Raw genomic sequence first — 20,828 nt, 5'->3', positions numbered from 1 at the left:
GCGTTGGGAGACCTCCTCCGGCTCCCAGGGCTCAGACGCGTACGTGACCCGCCGAATCGCGCGCGTACCGTGCTGGCCGCCTGGGCTGCCCGTGGCGTCGCCTGACATGGCTGGCTCTCGTTGACAAAGGTCAGGGCAGCGGACTCGCGGGTTGTCGTGCGGCCGCCTCTGCGCGCCTCATTAGCGTTGATCAAAACGCCGAGGCGGAGTCGGCGGCAGGCCGGGGAACGGCCGCCGGGCCCGTACCTTCAGGTACGGGCCCCGCGATACATGCGGAGAGCTCAAACAGGAATGATGTTCTCCGCCTGCAGGCCCTTCTGGCCCTGCGTGATGTCGAACTGCACCTTCTGGCCCTCCTGGAGCTCACGGAAGCCCTGAGCAGCGATGTTGGAGTAGTGAGCGAAGACGTCGGGGCCGCCGCCGTCCTGCTCAATGAAGCCGAAGCCCTTTTCCGCGTTGAACCACTTAACGGTACCTGTACTCATGATCCATATCCTTCTGGGGTGCTGATAGGACTCACACCGTGTGACTCCTGCATCGCCGAAATGACCCCTCCCGGACGAAGTCCGGTTACAACAAAAAATGCGCCTGAGGTTGGAACCAGCAGGCGCACATAAGTCTGTGGGAACCACAACTGCAATTTCCTCTGACATTACCACACCCCATATGCCCGACCGTCGGCGACGGTTAAAGTTTTACCTCCCGTCATGCCGCGTCTCTTTGGGCGGCCGGGCCGCCCGTTCCGTCGGCGACGTCCGGGGCTGGGCAGTCCTCCGGTACAGCATGAGAAGAGTGCCCCGGTGAGCGTCACCGCGTCTCGGCGCCCGCCGCGGCCGCCCGGGCCTGGCGTTCGGCACGGCGGTCGGTGAATCGTGCCGCCGCCGTCTCGAGCCCTTCCAGGAACTCCGATAGTTCCTGGCGGGCCTTGTCCCCGTCGGCGTTCAGACCTTCGAGGTCGAAGACCTGCCACTGCCGCAGGACCGGGGAGAGCACGTCGTCGAGGTGGACTCGCAGGTCGTAGATGCCGGCGTTGGCGATGGCGACCGACTTGCGCAGGAAGCCGTCGATGGTGTGGCCGGGCATCTGGAAGCCGGTCACCACATCGGTGACGGCACGCATCGTCTCGTCGGGGGACAGTTCGAAGGCCGCCGCGAGCAGATTGCGGTAGAAGAGCATGTGCAGGTTCTCGTCGGCGGCCACCCGCGCCAGCAGGCGTTCGCACGCCGGATCGTTCGAGGCCTTTCCGGTGTTGCGGTGAGAGATGCGCGTCGCCAGCTCCTGGAAGGAGACGTACGCGATGCCATGGAGCATCTTGTCGCCGTGGTCGGCCTGGTAGCCGCCCTCCATGTGCCGCATGCGCGCACGTTCGAGCGCGACCGGGTCGACGGCCCGGGTGACGGTGAGGTAGTCGCGGATGACGATGCCGTGCCGGTTCTCCTCGGCCGTCCAGCGTTCGACCCAGGTACCCCACGCGCCGTCCCGGCCGAAGATGGTCGCGATCTCCCGGTGGTAACCGGGCAGGTTGTCCTCGGTGAGAAGGTTGACGATCAGTGCCTCTCTCGCGGCGGGCGAGATGTTCGTGTCCTCAGGTGACCATGCCTCACCGTTGAACGGGCCCTCGAAGTCGCGGCCCTGGCTCCACGGCACGTACTGATGCGGGAACCACTCCTTGGCCGTGGCCAGGTGACGATCGAGCTCTACCGCAACGACGGGCTCGAGCTCCATCAACAGCTCGGCTGTCGTCTGCGGACGTGACGTGAGCGACATGCTGGTGTTCCCCGAATCCTGGCGTTGATCATTGTGAACGCCGTGTACCTCGGGTACCAGGAGGTCCACCGGCCGCACCGGGAGCCCTACGCTCAGGTCCGGATGGTCGGCCTGATCGGCTCGTTCGAAGGACGCCGGCCCGATCCGGATGGCGGGAGGATCTACCGTCGGGTGATGATGTCGCTGACGGCCGCACCCGAGGTGCTGGGCTGGGGTGAGCCCGCTGTCGCCCAGGTCAAGGCGGCGGCTCGTGTCGCCGAGCAGAGGTGGGATCTGCCGGTTGGCTCACCTGAGCCGCCTGGCTATGTCGACTGACCGGCCTCACCGTCCCGGTGGGGTCGCCGCGCGGAGTATGGGTTGTTCAGCCGCTGCGGCGACCGGGCTGGTCGCCCACGGGGCCATCTGGTGCAGAAAGCGCCGGACGGTGGTGTCGTAGTTGTAGCGGGTGATCGCCAAGTGACGGCCCGCCGCGCGGAGCCGGGCCCGCTGGGTGGTATCGGCGGCCAACGCGCGTGCGATCGCGGTGGCCAAAGATGCCGGGTCGCCTGGCGTGGCGGTGTAGCCGGTGCGCTCGGTGACGAGTTCAGCGAGTCCGCCGGCGGTGGTGGCCACGACAGGAGCGGCACCAGCGACGAAGGCTTCCAGCGGGATACGTCCGAACGGCTCGACACGCGATGGCACGACGACTGCGGCGAGTGCCGGATGGGTGAGCACGCTGCGAAGTGCTGGGTTGAAGCGGGGCAGGAAGGTGGCGTTCAGCTTTCGGACGTTGATCTGCTGGGCGAGATGCTGCTGGTAAGGGCTGAGCGCGGGATCGTCGGTGACGGCTGCGAGCACGGTATGCGGCAGGTGAGTCCCGCGGGTTCGCAGGAGCGTGAGCGCGTCGAGCAGGTCGTCGAAGCCTTTGTAGGGCACGGCACGGCCCATCGACAGGATGAAGCCTGAGCGGGCGGCGGGTGGCAGAAGCCGGGTGTCGGGTGCGGGGATGTGCTGCCAGTCCTCGGCGGTCAGCCCGTTGGGCAGGTCCAGGATGGCGGTTTCAGGGATGCGGTATTCGGTGCTCAGATGGGTTCGCATGTGGGTGGAGATGGCAGCGATCCGGCCGCCCGCCGCCACGAGCTGGTGCATGCCTTTGCGTTCCCATTCGATGCGCGGAGTGTCGCCCGGGTCGTGCAGGGCGGCGGTCGAGCGAGCGACGGCGACGAGGCTGGACCGGGCGTTCGCGGTTAGAGCGTCGGCCAGGCCGTAGAACGGGCAGTCGAACGTGATGAGCAGTAGTGGGCCGGCCGACGGGAGCAGATGCCGGTGGATCGCGTTGGCCGCTGACGCGCAGGCATGCCGGAAGGCCTTGAGTCCGCCGAATCGCCGGTGGCCCGCGGTGCCGTTGTCGATAGGCAGGACCTGGCCTCCGGCCCGGTGGATGAGGTCGTGCATTTGGTAATGCCATCCCGAGTTGTATTCGCTGCCGGCCTGCACCAGGCGGATGGGCAGGACCACCAGCCGTACGGCCGGGAGCAGCTTCGGAATGAGGGTCTGCAGGAACGCCCGGTTCGAGCGGCCGGCGCCGGTGCCGCAGGAGTAGAAGCCGTCCTGCAGCGCGACGGCGACCGTGGGTGTGGTGGACCGTTGCATCAGGGAGCGTCTCCGAGGGAGCGGACGATGGTGAGCAGGCGGGTGGGGTGATCGGTCCCGGCCACGTCGATCCGCTGGATGCGCGTAGACGCTCGGCGAGCGTTGGGCACACCGGCCGTACGACGGCGCTGGGGTCGCGGTAGAAGGTGCGGAGCCGGCGCAGCACCTCGAGGCGGGTCCAGGGGTGGGCGTGCCGGAGTGTCTCGGCACGACGGCGCAGGCTTGTTGTGGCGTCCAGGTCGAAGATGGCGTACGCGTCGGCGAGGAGCAGACTGCCGGTAGTGAGGTGCTTGTCGGCCCAGTGGGTCCGCTCGGTCAGGAGTACGCCGTGGTCGGTGTGGGCGATCGAGTAGACGTAGGCGAGGGAGCTGAGCCAGTCGCGGTCGGCGAACACCACTGGGCGGGGACGTCCGGTGGCGAGTGCCTGGGTTGCCTGCGCGGCTTTGCGGAGCCAGTTGTCCTGGTGCGCGTCGTCATCGTCGACGGCCGGATGCTCGTACAGCGGGACGGTGGCGGCTGTGGAGGAGGTGTATTCGCCCAGTACGTACAGGCCCGCGTCTGCTAAGGCGCGTGCGGTGGTGGTCTTGCCGGCGCCGGGCATTCCTTCCAGGACAACGAGGCGGCCACCACGGTGTTCAGAACAGGGACGGCTGGTCTTCATCGGTGTCTCGCGGTCGGTTCCGTGGGGCCAGGTCCAGCCCTGTGGACAGGTCTGTGGTGGTCGGGGTCAGCTGCCATCCGGCGATGCGCCGCATGTCCGCGAGGATCGCTCCGGTCGGGGTCTGCAGGACCAGCCGGCGGCCGATGACCGCCCGGACGGTCCCGGCCAGAACCGCTGAACCGATGACCGCCTTGAGCTCGGCGTAGGAATCCGGCACGGGCTCGGTGAGTCCGAAGTCGGTGGCCTGGTCCAGGATCTGCGGATCGCAGGACGCGATGTCGGGGGGCAGTGGAGCGGTCAGGACGGCGGTGCGGGCGTGGCGCACCTGCCGAGCGCGTTCCTCGCCGGCCGGGAGCGCCCACCAGGCATCAGCCTTGGCGCGCCCGCTGATCCGTTCGGCAGCCAGACCGCTGGCGGCGATAGCGCGCTCGGCCCGCCGGACGGCGGTGTAGGGACCTGTGCCGAGCAGGGTCGCGGTGATGGCACCTTGTTCGAGGAGTCGGTCCCGCCCGCGATCAGCGGCCGTTAGCCCGACCTTCAGCAGCTTGGTTCCGAACCAGGCGAGATAGAGAACATAAGTGCGATGGTCGTCGCCGAGGGTGGCGTCTCTGGCGAGCGCGCGGCCGCGGTCACCGGCCGCGCAGGCCGGGCATTGCGCGTCGGTCCCGTTGTCGGGCACCGGAGTGGCCGTGGGACAGGCGATGCGGCGGGTGCCGTTCCAGACGCCGATGCAGCGGCGTGGGCCGGTCAGCGCCCATCCGATGCGCTGGCCGACCGTGACCGGCCGTGCGTACACGCGGTCGGCCAGGACCAAGCCGTTGGCTTTATGCGCTGCTGCGGTGAGCGTCGGGACGGCTGATTCCCAGTGCAGTCCGGTAGAACGCCATGCGCTCGGCTGATCGGTCATGCTCGTACCTTCCATACAGGTCGGTGAGGGTGTCGGGCCCGGCGAAATGCGCGATGTCGGCGAACGCCTCGCCGGGGTTGTCCGGCATGTGCAGGTGGTTGCGGAGCTCATCGGCGCCCAGGATTTGACGGATGGTCGCCTTGATCTGCTTGGCCGGGGCTGAGCGCTCCCACCGCGCGTGCAGAACAAAGCTCTGCACAGGGCTGCCGGTCAGGTAAGCGTCGCGGGCGCCGACGTAGTCGGCACCGTACGCCTCGGGGTACAGCCGACGGGTGTCGTCGGTGGTCAGCACCGTATCGATGACCGTTAGGACCTCATGCGTCCGTTCCAGCTCTGCGCGGATTCGCGTGTGAGGTGCGCCGGGCTTGAGCAGTGCCAGCGTTAGCCGCGTCGACGGCCACTGCGCGGGAGCGGCGGGCCCGCGCATCCGTATGGCCCATGCCAACAGGCAGTTACAGGGTCGACAGCCGACGGCGTCGGGGTGGCGTGGGGGCGACTCCGTGGCCAGCGCGACCGCATCGCGATCGCAATCGGCGCAGCCGATGCCGGGCCGGGTCACCTGTACGCCGAGTTGGTCGACTGACAGGGCCGCCCGGTAGCAGGCCCACCAGACGTCCCACGCGCTGGAAACCGAGACCGTCTCTGGTGAGTGACGTTCGGTCAGCCGCCGTTCCATGACGAGGCCAAGCAACGCCTTGGGCAGGTGCTTGGCCGGCAATCGCCGTGCCGTCATTCCTTGATCTCCAGATCGATGCTTCCCGTGCGGACGGCGGCCAGGTCGACGGAGACGGTGACCGCGGTGTCCGGTGCCTCAGCCAGATGCAGTTCGACCAGTTGCACACCTGGCAGATCCCAAAGACAGGGCCGGAGTTCGTCCAGAAGGTAGGCGGCGATCGCTTCGGTGGTGGTGTTCACCAGCGGCAGCAGCGCCACGTCACTGCTGGGCAGGCTGTAGCGCTTGGCGCCGCTCGCCGCGCAGATCGACGCCGAGCGCGGTGAGCAGCGCGGCGGCGGCCCGCTCGGCGGCTTCGAGGTTGCGGGCGGGCGACTGGTGCTGCACCGAGAGCGTTCCGAGCATCTCCGTCGCGGTCATAGTGCCGATCCCCTCATGGTGTCGGTGGCCGACTTCAGGAAGTCGGCCACAGTGCGCTCGATCTCGATGCCCACCGTGTCGGCGAAGCGCAGCGCACCCGGCTTGTGCACCCGCACCCTCACCCACCTGGCGTCGTGGTCGATGACCAGGAGCCGGGCGACCGCGGTGGCCATGGCTTCGACCGTTCGGTGCGCGGAGCCTTCGACGTGGTCGATGATCGCCTTCGTTGCAGTGCGGTAGTTCCAGGTGTCGGCCAGGTCATCGCTGACGCCAGCGGCTCGGGCGTCGGCCCCGATCCGCAGGTCGATGACTACGTCCGAGCGACCCCGGCGCTCCTCGTCTCGACAGCCGATCACGCAGCGCAACCGCAGCGCGTTGATCTCGATGAAATCCACGGCGTTCCTCCAGCTGAGTCGTTTGAAGTGGTGGGCATGGCGCGGTCGTTGCGCTTACGCTTCGGACAACCGCGACTTGACTCACCATCGCTGCTGTAGTCGGCGATGCACAGGGAGTAGGCGTTGCCGTCACGTTGCCGCAACACCGAGGGGCCCGCCATGAGTCGTGAGCCTGCTGACGCCGCCGTACGAATGCTCGGGCTGGTCCTTCGCTACTTCCGCAACCGGGCCGGGCGATCTCTGCGCGAGCTCGGCAAGCTGGCGCTGTATGACTACTCGCGCATTTCGCGCGCCGAGAACGGCGAGATCTTGATCCCGGTCGAGCAAGTCCGTGTACTCGACGAACTCTTGAGTGCCGACGGGTTGCTGGTCGCGCTCCGCCAGGCGGCGGAGCCGCAGCGGTACACACCCGCCCTTGGCTTAGCGGCGGTCGGCGGTGACCTCGACAGCGAGCCCGTCATCCTGGAACTACGGATGCCCGACGGAGGGGGCCTGCCCGTGACCATTTCCCGGCGACAGTTCACCCAACTGCTGACCAGTGGTGCTCTTGCCTCGCTACTGCCCGGCACCACCGATCCTGAGAATGCTCAGCGCCTGATCCGTGCCATCGATCAGCCGGCGCGTCTGGATGACGATGTGCTCGGCTACTTCCGCCGCATGCTCGCCGAGCATTACACCGCTGACAAGATGCTCGGTCCGCACCGTCTCCTACGGCCTGTCTTGGCCCAGATCGAGGTCATGGACGATCTCCGCAAATCCGCTCGGGCACCACATGTTGAGCCGTTGATGCAGGTACTCGCCCAATACGCCGAAATGGCCGGATGGCTGCATCAAGACGCGGGCAACCTTGACGCCGCCGCCCAGTGGTCCCGCCGAGCCACGGAATGGGCACATTGCGCCGGCGACCAGCAGATGGTGGCGTACATGCTCATCCGCCAGAGCAACATCGCCTGCCTGACCGAGGACCACACCGCCGTTGTACAACTGGCCACCGCCGCCCAGAAGGTGGGCGGTACCGACCCGAAGCTGACCGCACTGGCGAGCCAGCAGGAGGCCCGCGGGCACGCCCTGCTCGGCGATTTCGGTCCCTGCTTCGCCCGCCTTGAAACGGCCGCCGGCCTCCTTCGTGAGCACCCCCAGGTGAGTCATCCGAATGTCCCGGTCTACCTGCACCACTACGACACCGACACCCTCGAAGAACAGAGCGCTGTCTGCTATAGAGCCTCCGGCCAGGGCGACAAAGCCATCACCATCCTGCAAAGCAAAATCGACAAGATGCCATCGACCATGCTGCGAGACCGCGGCCACCTCACCGCGAAGCTGGCAGTCGCGATGGTCCACGGCAAGGAACCTGCACCCGACCGTGCCGCAGAACTCGGCCTGTCCGCACTCGGGGCCGCGAAGCAGACGGGATCGGCTCGGATCCACCGCGAAGTACGGGCACTTCAGTCTCAACTGCTCAGCAGCTGGCCCGACCTCCCTGGTACCCGGGAACTCAGCGAAGCCCTGATCTCGGCCTGACCTCGACCGGACCGTTTCCCCGCGAGCCGGCCCGCCCCCGGCGCCGGCTCGCTGACGCCTGATCAGCGGACCTGGGCGGTGGGGCGCAGGCCGATCGGCGGCAGGTACTCCCGGACGAGGCGGCGGTCCCACCACGCGCCGGTCTCCCGTCGTTCGCGCCAGGTGGTGAAGCGGTACCGGTAGAGCCGGGCGCGGACGACGGCGGGCGGGGTGTCCGGGAAGGGGTTGAGCCGTAGGAGCCGGAGCGTCGCCGGGTCGTTCTCCAGCAGTTTCTCGGCGAGCGGGACGATCCACGGCTCGGCGTACAGGGAGGACAGCCCGGCGAACCACATCATCCAGTCCAGGCGGAGGTGGTAGGGCGCGAACTGGCGGGGCCGTCGCCGCGGGTCGCCCGGCTTACCGTTGAACTCGTACTCCCGCCACTCGCTGTCCGGGCCCGGCTCGGGATCCTCGGTGCCCTGGATCACGACCTCGTAGCGGGTCTTGGTGATGCTCCCGAACGCGCCGTACGAGTTGACCAGGTGCAGCGGGTTGAAGCTGGCGTTCATCCGTTGCCGCCGTGAGATCAGGTTCCGGGCGGGCCAGTAGCTGAGCACGACGACCAGCGCCGTGACCGCGATGACCAGCGCCTGGTGCCAGACCGGCTCGGCGGTGGGCTGCGGAAGTCCCGGCAACCCCAGCGCCCGCCAGTCCACCACGGAGGTCGCCAGGATCGCGGTGATCCAGTTCAGCCAGGCGAAGTTGCCCGAGAGGATCAGCCAGAACTGGGTGACGATGACGATGGCGGCCGCCACCGTGGCGTACGGCTGCGGCGCGAACAGTCCGAACGGGACGATCAGCTGGGTGACGTGGTTGGCCGCCACCTCGACGCGGTGCAGCGGCTTGGGCAGCCGGTGGAAGTACCAGCTGAGCGGGTTCGGCATCGGCTGGGTCTCGTGGTGGTAGTACAGGCAGGTCAGGTCGCGCCAGCACCGGTCGCCGCGCATCTTGATCAGTCCGGCGCCGAACTCCAGGCGGAACAGCAGCCAGCGCAGCAGCCACAGAATGAGGACGGGCGGGGCGGTGCGCGCGTTGCCGAGGAAGATCGCGAGGAAGCCCGCCTCGCAGAGCAGCGACTCCCAGCCGAAGCCGTACCAGACCTGCCCGACGTTGACGATGGACAGGTACAGCACCCACAGCACCGCCCACAGCAGCATCGTCGCCCACAGCGGCATCACGTCGGCGAGCCCCGCCAGGACGGCGGCGGACAGGCCCACGCCGCTCCACGCGACGACCGCGAAGAACCGGTCCGAGTAGTGGAACTGGAAGATGCTCGGCGCCCGCCGGAACGACACCCTGCGCAGGTACGCGGGCACCGGGGTGAGGCCCCTCTCCCCGGCCAGCGCGCGAAACTGGTTCACCGCGCAGAGGAAGCCCGCCAGGTAGATCGCGGCGATCCCGTGCTGGAAGATCAGCCGACCGGGCCCGTATCCGGGGTCCGTGAGCCATCGCATGCCCGTCGCACCTCCTCCCCGAAGACACGGCGCAGGGCGACGAGGGCCGCGTGGTGGCCGCACATGCCGTGCACGCCCGGACCCGGCGGCGTGGCGGACGAGCAGAGGTAGACGCTCGGGTCCGGCGTGGCGTACGGGACCCGGGCCAGGGTCGGCCGGAACAGCAGCCGCAGGCGGTCGCAGGCCCCGCCCGCGATGTCACCGCCGATGTTGTTCGGGTCGCGGGCCTCGACCGTGTGCGGCCCGGCCACGGACCGCCGGACGACCAGGTCGCCGAAGCCCGGGGCGAACCGCTCGATCTGCCGCTCCATCGCCCCGGTGAGGTCGCCCGTCCAGCCCCGGGGCACGTGCCCGTAAACCCACAGGACGTGGGACCCGTCGGGCGCCCGGGACGGGTCGAACAGGCTCGGCTGGGCCACGATGAGGAACGGCGTGTGCGGCGCCGCGCCGTCGTACGCCGCGCGCAGCGCCGTGCCGATCTCCCCGATCGTCGGGCCGAGGTGGACGGTGCCCGCCCGCGTGCAGGGTTCGGCCCGCCAGGGCACCGGGCCGGACAGCGCGTAGTCGATCTTGAAGGCGGCCGGGCCGTGCCGGTAGCGGCGCATCCGGTCGGCGAACCGGTCCGGCAGCCGCCGGCCGGCCAGGGCGGCCAGGTGCTCGGGCATCACGTCGAGGAGGTACGCCCGGGCGGGCGGCAGCTCGTCGAGGGAGCGTACGGGATGCCCGGTCTCGATCCGGCCGCCCAAGGAGCGCAGGTGGTCGGCCAGGGCGTCGGCGAGGGCCTGCGAGCCGCCCGCGGGGAACGGCCAGCCCACCTCGTGGGCCGCGAGCGCGAACAGCAGCGCGACTCCCCCGGTCGCGGGCGACCCGAGCGGTGCCATCGCGTGCGCCGCCAGCCCGGCGAGCAGCCCGCGGGCGCGTTCCTCCCGGAAGAGCCGGGCGAGCAGCGCGGCCGGCGCGGCGGCCCGCGCGCCGAAGCGCGCGAGCAGCAGCGGATCCCGCGGCAGGCCGGCGAGCGGGGCGCGCAGCACGTCGGGTGCGAGATCCTCCCAGCGGCCCAGGAACGGCCTGATCAGGCGGCGGTACGTCGCGCCGTCGCGGCCGAGCACCGCCGCGGTCTCCTCGGCGGACCGGGCCAGGATCGCGGCCGACCCGTCGGGGAAGGGATGAGCGAGCGGGATCGGCGGCTCGACCCAGGTCACGCCGTGCCGTTCCAGCGGCAGCGCGCGGAACGCCGGCGATCCGACGCCGAGTGGATGCACGGCGGAGCACACGTCGTGCCGGAAGCCCGGCAGGGTCAACTCCTCGGTGCGCGTGCCGCCGCCCACGTCCGCCGCCGCCTCGTACACCCGCACCGCCAGCCCGGCACGGGCGAGCGTCACCGCCGCCGTCAGTCCGTTCGGCCCGGCGCCCACCACCACCGCGTCGACTTCGGCCATGAACCGTGGGCTGCCCCGATCGCAGATCGTTACACCGGTCCAGGGCCTCCGGCGGCGGACCCGCCGCCGATGGTCGGGGGGACGCGCCAGTCCAGGACGGTGCCGCCGCCCTCGCGCCGGTGGATCTCGAAGGTGCCACCGAGGACACGGGCGCGCTCGGCCATGTTGCGCAGCCCGCTGCGACGGCCGCCATCGGGGATGCCGACGCCGTCGTCCTCGACCCGCAGGATCAGCTCGTCCCCGACCATGAGGGAGACGGCGACGCGCCGGGCACGCGAATGCCGGGCGGCGTTGGACAGGGCCTCCTGCAGGACGGCGACCGCCTGCGCGCCGATCGCGTCGTCGACCGCGATGTCCAGCGGGCCGTCCAGACGGACGGACGGCGCGAAGCCCAGGGTCTCGGCGGCGCTGTCGATGACGCCGTGCACGCGCGTGCGGAGCGTCTGTTCCGTCGTGCTCTGCAACGCGAAGATCGTCGAGCGGATCCGCCGGATGGTGTCGTCGAGGTCGTCGACCGCCCGCTGGACGCGCACCGCGACGTCCCGCTTCTCAGCGATCTTGATGGCGCTCATGAGCGTCATGGCGGTGGCGAACAGCCGCTGGATGACCGTGTCGTGCAGGTCCTTGGCGATCCGGTCACGGTCCTCCAGGAGGGTGAGGCGCTCGGCGTCCCGGCGGCGCCCGGCGAGCTCCAGCCCGACGGCCGCCTGCGCCGCGAACGGCTCGAGCAGCCGTCGGACCGGCTCTCCGAAGACCTGCCCTCCGGAGGCGTTCACGACCCAGAGAACACCGCGAGCGTCCTCGCCCACTCCCAGCGGGACGATCAGCGCCGGGCCGGTCGGCACCCCCTCGGGCACGCCGAGGCGTCTCGCGAACGCCTCGACGTCGGTGATCGCCAGCGCCTCGCCGCTACGGAACACCCCGCCGGCCGGCGTCCCGTCGACGGGGATCCGCAGCCCGCGCACCTCCTCGGCGTGCTCGCCGGCGACCGTCTCGACGACCAGATCGGCGCCGTCGACGAGCGCCACCGCGCCCATGTCCGCGTCACAGATCTCCCGGGCGCGAGCGGCGACGAGCTCGATCACGTCGTGGGACTCCGTGCCGGACAGCAGCGTCGTCGACACCTCGGCCGACGCCTGCAGCCATCGCTCGCGGCGCCGGGCCTCCTGGTAGAGCCGGGCGTTCTCGACCGCCACGCCGGCCGCGGTGGCGAGCGCGGCGACCACGCTCTCGTCGTCCTCGTCGAACTCCCCGCCGCCGGCCTTCTCGGTGAGGTACAGGTTGCCGAAGACCTCGTCCCGGACGCGGATCGGCACGCCCAGGAAGCGGCGCATCGGCGGGTGGTTCTCCGGGAAGCCGTACGACTCCGGGTGCGCGCTCAGGTCCGGCAGCCGCAGTGGATGCGGCTCCTTGATCAGCAGGCCGAGGATGCCGTGCCCGTGGGGCCAGTGCCCGATCTCGGCGATCTCCTCTTCGCCGACCCCGACGGTGATGAACTGCACGAGCCGCCCGCCGTCGCCGATCACGCCGAGCGCGCCGTACCGGGCGTCGACGAGCGTGGTGGCGGCCTCGACGATGCGGCGCAGGACGGTCCGCAGATCCAGGTCGCTGCCGATCGACACGACCGCCTCGAGCAGCGCGTGCACCCGGTCACGGGTGGCGAGGACGGCGTCCAGCCGCGTCTGCAGCTCGCCGAGCAGATCGTCCAGGCGCAACTGCGGAAGCGACAGACGAGCGTGGTCGTCTCCAAGCGATCCCTGCGGCACGTGGACGCTCCTCTCGGAGGTCGTTATCCCCTCTCTATCATCATCATCGCCGGTCAGCCGGACCGGCCGGCGGCCTGCTCCTGGCGGGCCTTCGCCTCGGCGATCCGCTCGCGGGCGCTGGCATGGACCTGCTCCACTTCGATGCCCAGCTTCTCGGCGACGGCCTCCAGCCACACCTCCGACAGGACGTTCGTCTCGAAGTCGATCTCGGATCGCAGGTCGGACCGCAGCGCCTCGCGGTTCTGGCTGAGCATCACGAACGTCGACAGGAAGATCGCCTCGAGCGACACGATCAAGGTCAGCAGGCCGTACGGGTACGGGTCGAACCGCGCGGAACCGACGCTGTTGACGAGGATCCAGCCGGTGAACCACACCATGTGGATGTACACGAAGGGCATCGAGCCCGAGAACGCGGTGATCTGATCGGCGACCCGGTCCTGGACGCGCCGCCGCTTGCGCAACAATGCCAGACGTTCGTTTCGCAGGACCTTGACCTGGTTCGCCTCCACCGCCGAAGCCTCCCACACGCCGTCCTGAACCTCGGTACGGCCCCTGCCCGGGACCTGGTCGATGCCCCGTGGAGACGGAATTTAACAAGGCTTGACCGTACGACGGCGCCCGACGGCTCACCGGGCCAGGACGGCGGAGGCCAGGCCGCGCACCAGGTCCTCGTCGACCTCGTGGCCCAGCCCGGGGCCGGACGGCACCGGGACGAGTCCGTCGGCCGCCCGGATCGGCGGCTCGACGACGTCCCGCTCGTAGTACTTGTCCGAGCCGGACACGTCGCTGGGCAGGGTGAAGCCGGGCAGCGCGGCGATCGCGACGTTCGCGGCCCGCCCGACGCCGAACTCGTGCATGCCGCCGCACCAGACCTGCCAGCCGGCCGTGACCGCCCGGTCGTGCGCGGCGCGGGCCGCCGCCAGCCCGCCCATCCGCGAGACCTTGATGTTGAGGATGCGGGCGGCGCCGAGCGTGATCGCGGTGTCGAGCTGGTCCAGGTCGTCGACGGACTCGTCGAGGCACAGCGGGGTGACGATCCGCGCCTGCAGCCGCGCGTGCGCGGCGAGCGCGCCCGGGGCGTACGGCTGCTCGATCATCGTGAGGCCGCAGTCGTCCAGCGCGGTGAAGACCGCCCTCTCGTCCTCGGTGTACGCGCCGTTGGCGTCGACGTGCAGGGGCAGGTCGGGGCGCGCCGCGCGGACCGCGCGCACCGGCTCGACGTCCCACCCCGGCGCGATCTTCAGCTTGATCCTGCGGTACCCCTCGTTGGCGTACCGGTCGACCTGGGCGAGCAGGTCGGCCACCGTCGGCTCGATGCCGAGGCTGACGCCCGCGGCGATGGCCGTACGGGTGCCGCCGAGCGCCCGGGCCAGTGGCAGCCCGGCCGACCGGGACCACAGGTCCCAGCAGGCCATCTCCACTCCCGCCTTCGCGAAGTTGTGGCCGCGGATGCGCGCCCAGAACTCGCCGACGTCGCCGGGATGCTCCCACTCCGCCTCGAGGAGCACGGGCGCGAGGTACCCCTCGATCATGAGCCGGCAGTCGTCCACGGTCTCGGCGGAGTAGTACGGGTCGCTGGGCGAGGCGATCTCCCCCCAGCCGACCGCGCCGTCGCCGTCCTCGACGCGGATGAGGATGTGCTCCAGGTGCGCCTTGCGGTGGGAGCTCGTCTGGAAGGCGCGGACGAGCGGCAGGCTCACCTGGAACGCCTCGAACTTGGACACTCTCGGCACGTGTCTCATCCCTTCTCATGCGCTGGTGTACCGGGTGCGGGCCGGAACCGGTAGACCGCCGTGTCCGTCCCGCACGTCAGGCACGAGGTCGCGACGTACCCCTCGTCGATCAGGCGTCTCAGCTCGGCCGCGAGGTCGTCGCGCAGCCGGGACGCCGCCGTACGGTCACGCGCGACGACGGCGTCCCAGTCGCGAGGCGCCCCCAGCAGGACGTCGTCTCCCTCGGGCCGCGTCTCCCCCCAGCCGGTGTACGGCGGGGGCGGGGCGGCCGATCCGGGCGGGCGGAGCAGGTCCCACTCGACGATCAACCGGTCGGTGCGCATGCCCGGGTCCCGGCCGATGTCCTCCACGCCGTAGAAGTCGCGGAGGAACCAGCGGCCGGTGGCGCCCAGGACGTCGAGGTTGAAGTGGGCGTTGCGGGTGCGCAGCGGGTCGAACGCCCAGCGCATCAGTCGCACGCCGGTCGACAGGACGTAGTCGCGCTGGCTGAGCTTGAGCGCCCGTCCGACGCCGCGTCCCTGCCAGTCCGGATGGACCGCCGCCACCTGGGAGTAGTGGTACACGGTGCCGGAGTCCGAGCCGAGGAAGCCGTACGTGAAGCCGACGAGCTCGTCCCCGGCGAACGCTCCGATGACCGAGCCGGCGTTGCGCTGCAGCGCGGCCAGCAGACGCGGGCTGACCGCCGGGTCGGTGGCGGCCAAGGCGAACGCGGCGCGGTACACCTCCACCCCGGCTCGCATCTCGGCGGAGGTGGTGAGCGGCCGCACGGTCAGCTGCGGCGACGGAATTCTGCTCACGGTACGATCACAGGTAAGGCTTCTACCTGCAGATTCTCCCACGTTCGGCGCGCCGCGGACCAGGGAGGGGACATGACCCCCGAGCTCGCCACCGCCTTGACCGACGCGACCGCCCGGCTGCTCGGATTCGGCCGGGACCGGCTGCGGGAGTACGCCCTCGCCGAATCGCCGTCCGGGGACACCGCCGCGCTGGCCCGCTGCGCCGCGCTGATCGAGGCCGGTCACCGGGAGGCCGGTGGCGCCGTGGCCCGCGACGGCGAGCACCTCGTGTCGCGGTTCGGCCCGCAGGACGGCCCGCACCTGCTCCTCGTCGGCCACTACGACACCGTCTGGCCCGTCGGGCGCTTGGCCACCATGCCGTACACCGACGACGGCACGATCATCACGGGCCCCGGCACGTACGACATGAAGGGTGGCCTGGTCGCCGTCGAGATGGCGCTGCGCGCCCTGTCGGCGGCCGGGGCCGCGCCGGCCCGGCAGGTCCGCCTGGTCGTCGTCGCCGACGAGGAGGTCGGCAGCCCGACCGGAGGCACCGTCGTGGAGCGTCACCTCGACGGCGCGACGGCCGTGCTCGGCCTGGAGTCGCCGCATCCGGACGGCGCGCTGAAGAACGCCCGCCGAGGCAGCGTCCGCGTCCGGCTCGGCGTCCAGGGCCGCGAGGCGCACGCCGCGCTGGACCCGGGCAAAGGTGTGTCCGCCATCGACGAGCTCATCGACCAGATCGCGGCGGTACGCGGCGTGGTGCCCGACGACGGCACGACGCTGTTCAACGTCGGCCGGATCGAGGGCGGCCGCCGCGCCAACGTCGTCGCCGGCGAGGCCTCCGCCGAGATCGGCCTGCGGTTCGCCTCCGCGGCGGCCGAGCGCACGGTGCTGGACGCCTTCGCGGACCTGCGGCCGGTGCGTCCCGGCGCCGCCGTGGAGGCCACCGTGCTGTCCGCGCGGCCGACCTGGCCGGAACGCTCGCCCGACCCGTTGCTCGACCACGTGGCCCGCGTCGGCGGGCTCCTGGGGCAGGACGTCACCGGCCGGCCCGCGGCCGGGGCGGGCGACACGAACCTGCCGGGTTCGCTCGGCCTGCCCACCCTCGACGGCTTCGGCCCCCGTGGGCGAGGCGCGCACGCCGCCGACGAGGCCATCCGGGTGACCGGCCTCGCCGAACGAGCCGCGCTCCTCGCCGGAATCATGGCCTCCCCGCCGTGAGACGGAGCGATCGCCGTCGCCGACCGGGCCCACCGAACGAGCCGCACTCCTCGCCGGAATCACGGCGTCCCCGCCATGAGACGGAGCGATCGCCGTCGCCGACCGGGCCCACCGAACGAGCCGCACTCCTCGCCAGAATCACGGCGTCCCCGCCGTGAGACGCGCCCTTGCCCTGCTCGGGCGGCAGCGATACGGCAGTATTACCGCATGTCGGCTCTTACCCGCGCGGAGGCGCAGACCCGCGCCCGTCTGCTGGACGTCCGTTCCTACTCCGTGCACCTGGATCTCACGCGCGGCGACGAGGTGTTCCACGCCACCTCCCTCACCCGGTTCGGCGCCCGGCCGGGGACGGACACCTTCGTGGAGGTCCGGCCCGCGAGCCTGCGGCGGGCGGTGCTCAACGGGCGCGTGCTCGACCCGGCGTCCCTGCGGGACGGCCGCCTGCCGCTGCCGGACCTGGCGGCCGACAACGAACTGCGCGTCGAGGCCGACATGCGCTACTCCCGTACCGGGGAGGGCATGCACCGGTTCATCGACCCGGCCGACGGTGAGGCGTACCTCTCGACGCAGTGCGGCCCGGACGAGGCCCCGCGGGTGTTCGCGTGCTTCGACCAGCCGGATCTCAAGGCCCCGATCGAGTTCTCGGTGACCGCCCCGCCGCACTGGACCGTCGTGAGCAACGCTCCCGGGCGGAAGGAGGCCGACGGCCACTGGAGCTTCGACCCGACCGCGCCGATCAGCACCTACCTCGCCGCCGTCGTCGCCGGTCCCCTGCACTCGGTCCACGCGGAGCACGGCGGGATCCCGCTCGGCCTCCACTGCCGGCGTTCCCTCGCCCCGCACCTGGACGCCGATGAGATCTTCGACATCACGCGGCGCAGCCTGGACCGGTACCACGAGCTGTTCGACGAGCCGTACCCGTTCGTCAAGTACGACCAGGCCTTCGTGGCCGAGCTCAACTGGGGCGCGATGGAGAACCCCGGCTGCGTCACCTTCCGCGACGAGTTCATCTTCCGCTCGGCGGTCACGGAGGCCGAGCGCGAGACGCGCGCGATCGTCATCGCGCACGAGATGGCGCACATGTGGTTCGGCGACCTCGTCACGATGCGCTGGTGGGACGACCTGTGGCTGAATGAGTCGTTCGCCGAGTACATGGGCTATCAGGTCGTCTCGGAGACCACCCGCTTCACCACCGCCTGGACCGGCTTCGCGATCGCGCGCAAGCCCTGGGGGTACGACGCGGACCAGCGCTGCTCCACCCATCCCGTCGCGGCCGACGGCATCGACGACACCGCCGCCGCGCTGATGAGCTTCGACGGCATCTCCTACGCCAAGGGCGCGTCGGTCCTGCGGCAGCTGGTCGCCTGGCTCGGCGCGGAGTCCTTCTTCACCGGCATCAACGCCTATTTCGCCCGGCACCGGTTCGGCAACGCCACCATGGCCGACCTGCTGGACGCCCTCGCCGCCGCGAGCGGCCGGGACGTGCACGGCTGGGCCGAGCGCTGGCTGCGCACGAGCGGGGTCGACACGCTGCGCCTGGAGATCGCCGCCGAGGACGACGGCGCGCGGGTGTCCGCGACCGTCGTGCACACCGGCGCGGCGGACGAGCCGTCGGTGCTCCGGCCGCACCGGATCAAGGCTGCGGCCTACGACCTGGCCGACGGCGCCGAGGGCGGCCGCCGGCTGGTACTGCGCGAGCGCTTCCCCGTCGACCTCCCGGCGGACGCCGGCCCGGACGGCGCCGCCCGGGTTCGGCCGGCGGATCTGACCGGGATCCCCCGCCCCGCCCTCGTGGTGCTCAACGACGGCGACCTCAGCTACGCCAAGATCCGGCTGGCCGAGCCGTGCCGGCCGGTGATGGCCGAGGCGCTGTCGACGATCGAGGACGGCCTGACCCGCGCCCTGCTGTGGAACTCCGCCCGCGACATGGTCCGCGACGGCGAGCTGTCCACCACCGAGTTCCTGGCCCTGGTCGGCGCGCACCTGCCCGCCGAGCCGGACGTCAGCGTCGTGGAGGCCATGCTCGCCTTCGGGCGGCAGCACGTCGCCGACCGGTTCACGCCGCCCGCCGAGCGTCCGGCCGCCGTGGCCGCGCTCGCCGACGTCTGCCGGGAGATCCTCCGCCGGACCGCGGACGGCTCCGCGCCGGCGCTGCGCCTGGCGGCCGTACGGGAGCTGATCCGCTGCTCCGAGACCTCGGACGCATTGGGCGAGCTGCGGGAGTGGTCGTGTGCGCAGCGGGTGCCGGACGGTCCGGACCTCGACCCGGACCTGCGCTGGAGGGTGCTGCTGCAGCTGTCCGCCCACGGCGGGGCCGGTGAGCCCGACATCGCCGCCGAGGTCGAGCGCGACCCCAGCGCCCGCGGGCGGGAAGGCGCCGCCCGGTGCCGGGCCGCCCTCCCCGACCCGACGGCCAAGGAGGAGGCGTGGCAGCGGCTGTTCACGGATGGCGCCCTGTCCAACCACCTGCTGACCGCGACCGCTCAGGGCTTCTGGCAGCCGGCCCGGGCGGAGCTCACGGCCGGGTTCATCGAGCGCTACTTCGCCGAACTCCCGGCCGCGGGCGAGCGCGGCCCGGCGGTCGCCCGCGCGCTCGGCCGTGATCTTTTCCCCTCGCACGCCGCCACCCCGGCCACCGTACGGGCCGCCGAGAAGTGCCTGGCGCGGGAGGACCTGACGATCCCGCTACGCCGCGCGCTGGCCGACGAGCTCGACGACCTCCGCCGCGCTCTCCGGGTGCGCGCCCGCTGAACCACCGTATGCATCACGCTGGAAACCGACGCGAAGCCGGGGGAAGATATCGGACAGTGTTCGCTATTTCGGACGGAGTGACGGATGACCGCCCTGCTGATCCTGCATCCGGACGACGACGTGGCCCTGGCCACCGAGGATCTCGCAGCCGGCGAGGCGGTCCGCGAGGGGCTCGTCGCCCGGAACGACGTGCCGCGCGGACACAAGATCGCCCTGCGCGACCTGCCGGCCGACGCCCCGGTGCGCAAGTACGGCCAGGTGATCGGCTTCACCACGCGGCCCGTGGCGGCCGGTGAGCACGTGCACACCCACAACCTCGGGTTCCAGATGTTCGACCGGGAGTACGAGTACGGCGTCGACGTCCGTCCCGAGGACCCCGTGCCCGTCGCGGAGCGGACGACGTTCGACGGGATCGTCCGGCCCGACGGCCGGGTCGCCACCCGCAACTTCATCGGCGTCCTCACCACGGTGAACTGCTCGGCGACCACCGCCCGCCGCATCGCCGAGCGGTTCCGGCGCCAGGAGGGTATGCCCGGTCCGCTGGACGAGTACCCCATGGTGGACGGTGTGGTCGCGCTGACGCACACCCTGGGCTGCGGAATGGCCGGCGAGGGCAGCGAGGAGTTCGCCGTGCTGCGGCGCACCCTCACGGGATACGCGAACCACCCGAACTTCGCGGGCTTCCTCGTGCTCGGCCTCGGCTGCGAGGTGAACGAGGTCCGCTCCCTCGTCGAGGAATGGGGGGTCGGCCGGGACACGCCGGTGGTGCCGATGACGATCCAGGAGCTCGGCGGCACCCGCGCGACGGTGGCCGAGGGGGTCGCCCGGATCAAGGACATGCTGCCCGCGGCGAACGCCGTGCGGCGGCGGCCCGTGCCCGCCTCCGAGCTGGTCCTCGCGATGGAGTGCGGCGGCTCGGACGGCTACTCCGGAATCACCGCCAATCCGGCGCTCGGCGCGGCCGCCGACCTGCTCATTCGGCACGGCGGGACCGCCGTGTTCGGCGAGACCCCGGAGATCTACGGCGCCGAGCACCTGCTCGTCCGGCGCGCGGTCAACCGCGAGGTGGGCGAGAGGCTGGTCCGCCGGATCCACTGGTGGGAGGAGTACACCGCCCGGCACGGCGGCTCGATGGACAACAACCCCTCCCCCGGCAACAAGGCCGGCGGCCTGACCACGATCCTGGAGAAGTCCCTGGGCGCCGCCGCGAAGGGCGGCCAGTCCAACCTCGCCGACGTGGTGCAGTACGCCGAGCCGATCACCGCCAAGGGGCTGGTGTTCATGGACACCCCGGGCTACGACCCGGTCAACGCGACCGGCATGGTCGCCGGCGGCGCGCACGTGCTGTGCTTCACGACCGGCCGCGGATCGGTCTTCGGCTGCAAGCCGACGCCCAGCCTCAAGCTCGCCACCAACACGCCGCTGTACGAGCGGATGACCGACGACATGGACATCAACTGCGGTCTGATCGCCGACGGCGAGTGCGACGTCGCCGAGATGGGCCGGCGGATCTTCGACCTGGTGCTGGCCACCGCGTCCGGCCGCCGGACGCGCAGCGAGGAGCTCGGCTTCGGCGACGAGGAGTTCGTGCCCTGGCAGCTCGGCGCCGTGATGTGACGTTTCCGGCACGATCATCGCCGCCCCACGCCGGGCGCTTTACCGTTTCTGTA

At 71.0% G+C, this 20,828-nt stretch carries 19 protein-coding genes and 1 pseudogene; 5 read left to right on the top strand and 15 right to left on the bottom strand.

Features of this window, described 5'->3' with window-relative positions:
- Positions 1–281 precede the first annotated feature (281 nt).
- Positions 282–485 carry a cold-shock protein gene (locus tag ACQP2O_RS18345; RefSeq protein ID WP_433186209.1) on the bottom strand — a complete coding sequence of 68 codons (204 nt, stop codon included), beginning with the start codon at positions 483–485 and terminating at the stop codon, positions 282–284.
- Between the two features lie 322 nt (positions 486–807).
- Positions 808–1,767 (bottom strand): acyl-ACP desaturase, encoded by a 960-nt coding sequence (locus ACQP2O_RS18340; protein WP_433186206.1) that lies wholly within the window; start codon positions 1,765–1,767, stop codon positions 808–810.
- Positions 1,768–1,869: 102 nt separating this feature from the next.
- On the opposite strand from ACQP2O_RS18340, the gene ACQP2O_RS18335 reads away from it, so the two are divergent.
- Positions 1,870–2,082 (top strand): hypothetical protein, encoded by a 213-nt coding sequence (locus ACQP2O_RS18335; RefSeq protein WP_433186204.1) that lies wholly within the window; start codon positions 1,870–1,872, stop codon positions 2,080–2,082.
- 6 nt (positions 2,083–2,088) lie between these two features.
- Here the strand turns inward: ACQP2O_RS18335 and ACQP2O_RS18330 are convergent, their stop codons facing one another.
- The 7 genes and pseudogenes from ACQP2O_RS18330 to ACQP2O_RS18300 all read right to left on the bottom strand — a co-directional run bounded on the left by ACQP2O_RS18330 (position 2,089) and on the right by ACQP2O_RS18300 (position 6,455).
- Positions 2,089–3,399, bottom strand: a complete 1,311-nt coding sequence (locus ACQP2O_RS18330; protein WP_433186202.1) for a glycosyltransferase family 4 protein — start codon at positions 3,397–3,399, stop codon at positions 2,089–2,091.
- A 271-nt stretch (positions 3,400–3,670) separates the two neighbouring features.
- A pseudogene (locus ACQP2O_RS18325) lies at positions 3,671–4,060 on the bottom strand (AAA family ATPase); the annotation flags it as partial.
- Entirely contained in the window at positions 4,035–4,967 is a 933-nt protein-coding gene (locus ACQP2O_RS18320; protein ID WP_433186200.1) for a DUF2797 domain-containing protein, read from the bottom strand. The gene ACQP2O_RS18320 and the pseudogene ACQP2O_RS18325, both read right to left, overlap by 26 nt.
- On the bottom strand, positions 4,885–5,700 hold the full coding sequence (locus ACQP2O_RS18315; RefSeq protein WP_433186197.1) for a hypothetical protein: 816 nt from the start codon (positions 5,698–5,700) through the stop codon (positions 4,885–4,887). Before ACQP2O_RS18315 ends, ACQP2O_RS18320 begins: the two co-directional genes overlap by 83 nt.
- Positions 5,697–5,900 (bottom strand): hypothetical protein, encoded by a 204-nt coding sequence (locus tag ACQP2O_RS18310; RefSeq protein WP_433186195.1) that lies wholly within the window; start codon positions 5,898–5,900, stop codon positions 5,697–5,699. Before ACQP2O_RS18310 ends, ACQP2O_RS18315 begins: the two co-directional genes overlap by 4 nt.
- Position 5,901: 1 nt before the next feature.
- A complete protein-coding gene (locus ACQP2O_RS18305) occupies positions 5,902–6,060 on the bottom strand; it encodes a hypothetical protein (RefSeq protein WP_433186193.1) in 159 nt (52 codons plus the stop codon).
- Entirely contained in the window at positions 6,057–6,455 is a 399-nt protein-coding gene (locus ACQP2O_RS18300; protein ID WP_433186190.1) for a dihydroneopterin aldolase, read from the bottom strand. Before ACQP2O_RS18300 ends, ACQP2O_RS18305 begins: the two co-directional genes overlap by 4 nt.
- Before the next feature lie 159 nt (positions 6,456–6,614).
- Between ACQP2O_RS18300 and ACQP2O_RS18295 the strand changes: the two genes are divergently transcribed.
- Positions 6,615–7,976: a helix-turn-helix domain-containing protein gene (locus tag ACQP2O_RS18295; protein ID WP_433186188.1), complete on the top strand. Its 1,362-nt coding sequence runs from the start codon at positions 6,615–6,617 to the stop codon at positions 7,974–7,976.
- A 62-nt stretch (positions 7,977–8,038) separates the two neighbouring features.
- On the opposite strand, the gene ACQP2O_RS18290 is transcribed toward ACQP2O_RS18295, so the two are convergent.
- From ACQP2O_RS18290 to ACQP2O_RS18265, 6 genes are all read right to left on the bottom strand, one after another.
- The gene (locus tag ACQP2O_RS18290; RefSeq protein WP_433186185.1) at positions 8,039–9,469 is read right to left on the bottom strand and encodes a lipase maturation factor family protein; all 1,431 of its coding nucleotides are present in this window, start codon (positions 9,467–9,469) and stop codon (positions 8,039–8,041) included.
- Complete coding sequence (locus ACQP2O_RS18285) at positions 9,427–10,908, bottom strand: phytoene desaturase family protein (protein ID WP_433186182.1); 1,482 nt, start codon at positions 10,906–10,908, stop codon at positions 9,427–9,429. The genes ACQP2O_RS18290 and ACQP2O_RS18285 overlap by 43 nt, the downstream gene beginning before the upstream one ends.
- Before the next feature lie 29 nt (positions 10,909–10,937).
- The gene (locus tag ACQP2O_RS18280; protein WP_433186179.1) at positions 10,938–12,674 is read right to left on the bottom strand and encodes a GAF domain-containing protein; all 1,737 of its coding nucleotides are present in this window, start codon (positions 12,672–12,674) and stop codon (positions 10,938–10,940) included.
- Positions 12,675–12,727: 53 nt separating this feature from the next.
- Complete coding sequence (locus tag ACQP2O_RS18275) at positions 12,728–13,201, bottom strand: DUF1003 domain-containing protein (RefSeq protein WP_433186176.1); 474 nt, start codon at positions 13,199–13,201, stop codon at positions 12,728–12,730.
- A 99-nt stretch (positions 13,202–13,300) separates the two neighbouring features.
- Positions 13,301–14,407, bottom strand: a complete 1,107-nt coding sequence (gene menC / locus ACQP2O_RS18270; protein WP_433186174.1) for an o-succinylbenzoate synthase — start codon at positions 14,405–14,407, stop codon at positions 13,301–13,303.
- A gap of 5 nt (positions 14,408–14,412) precedes the next feature.
- Positions 14,413–15,204: a GNAT family N-acetyltransferase gene (locus ACQP2O_RS18265; protein WP_433186171.1), complete on the bottom strand. Its 792-nt coding sequence runs from the start codon at positions 15,202–15,204 to the stop codon at positions 14,413–14,415.
- 72 nt (positions 15,205–15,276) lie between these two features.
- Here ACQP2O_RS18265 and ACQP2O_RS18260 point away from each other — a divergent pair, with 72 nt between their 5' ends.
- From ACQP2O_RS18260 to ACQP2O_RS18250, 3 genes are all read left to right on the top strand, one after another.
- Positions 15,277–16,407 (top strand): M20/M25/M40 family metallo-hydrolase, encoded by a 1,131-nt coding sequence (locus ACQP2O_RS18260; RefSeq protein WP_433186168.1) that lies wholly within the window; start codon positions 15,277–15,279, stop codon positions 16,405–16,407.
- A 207-nt stretch (positions 16,408–16,614) separates the two neighbouring features.
- The gene (pepN, locus tag ACQP2O_RS18255; protein WP_433186166.1) at positions 16,615–19,158 is read left to right on the top strand and encodes an aminopeptidase N; all 2,544 of its coding nucleotides are present in this window, start codon (positions 16,615–16,617) and stop codon (positions 19,156–19,158) included.
- 84 nt (positions 19,159–19,242) lie between these two features.
- Complete coding sequence (locus tag ACQP2O_RS18250) at positions 19,243–20,775, top strand: UxaA family hydrolase (protein ID WP_433186163.1); 1,533 nt, start codon at positions 19,243–19,245, stop codon at positions 20,773–20,775.
- Positions 20,776–20,828 lie beyond the last annotated feature (53 nt).

It is taken from the genome of Actinoallomurus sp. CA-150999 (assembly GCF_050942425.1).
GTDB lineage: Bacteria > Actinomycetota > Actinomycetes > Streptosporangiales > Streptosporangiaceae > Actinoallomurus.
The sequence above is the reverse complement of the archived record's forward strand: the minus strand, read 5'-3'. Positions and strand labels throughout refer to the sequence as shown.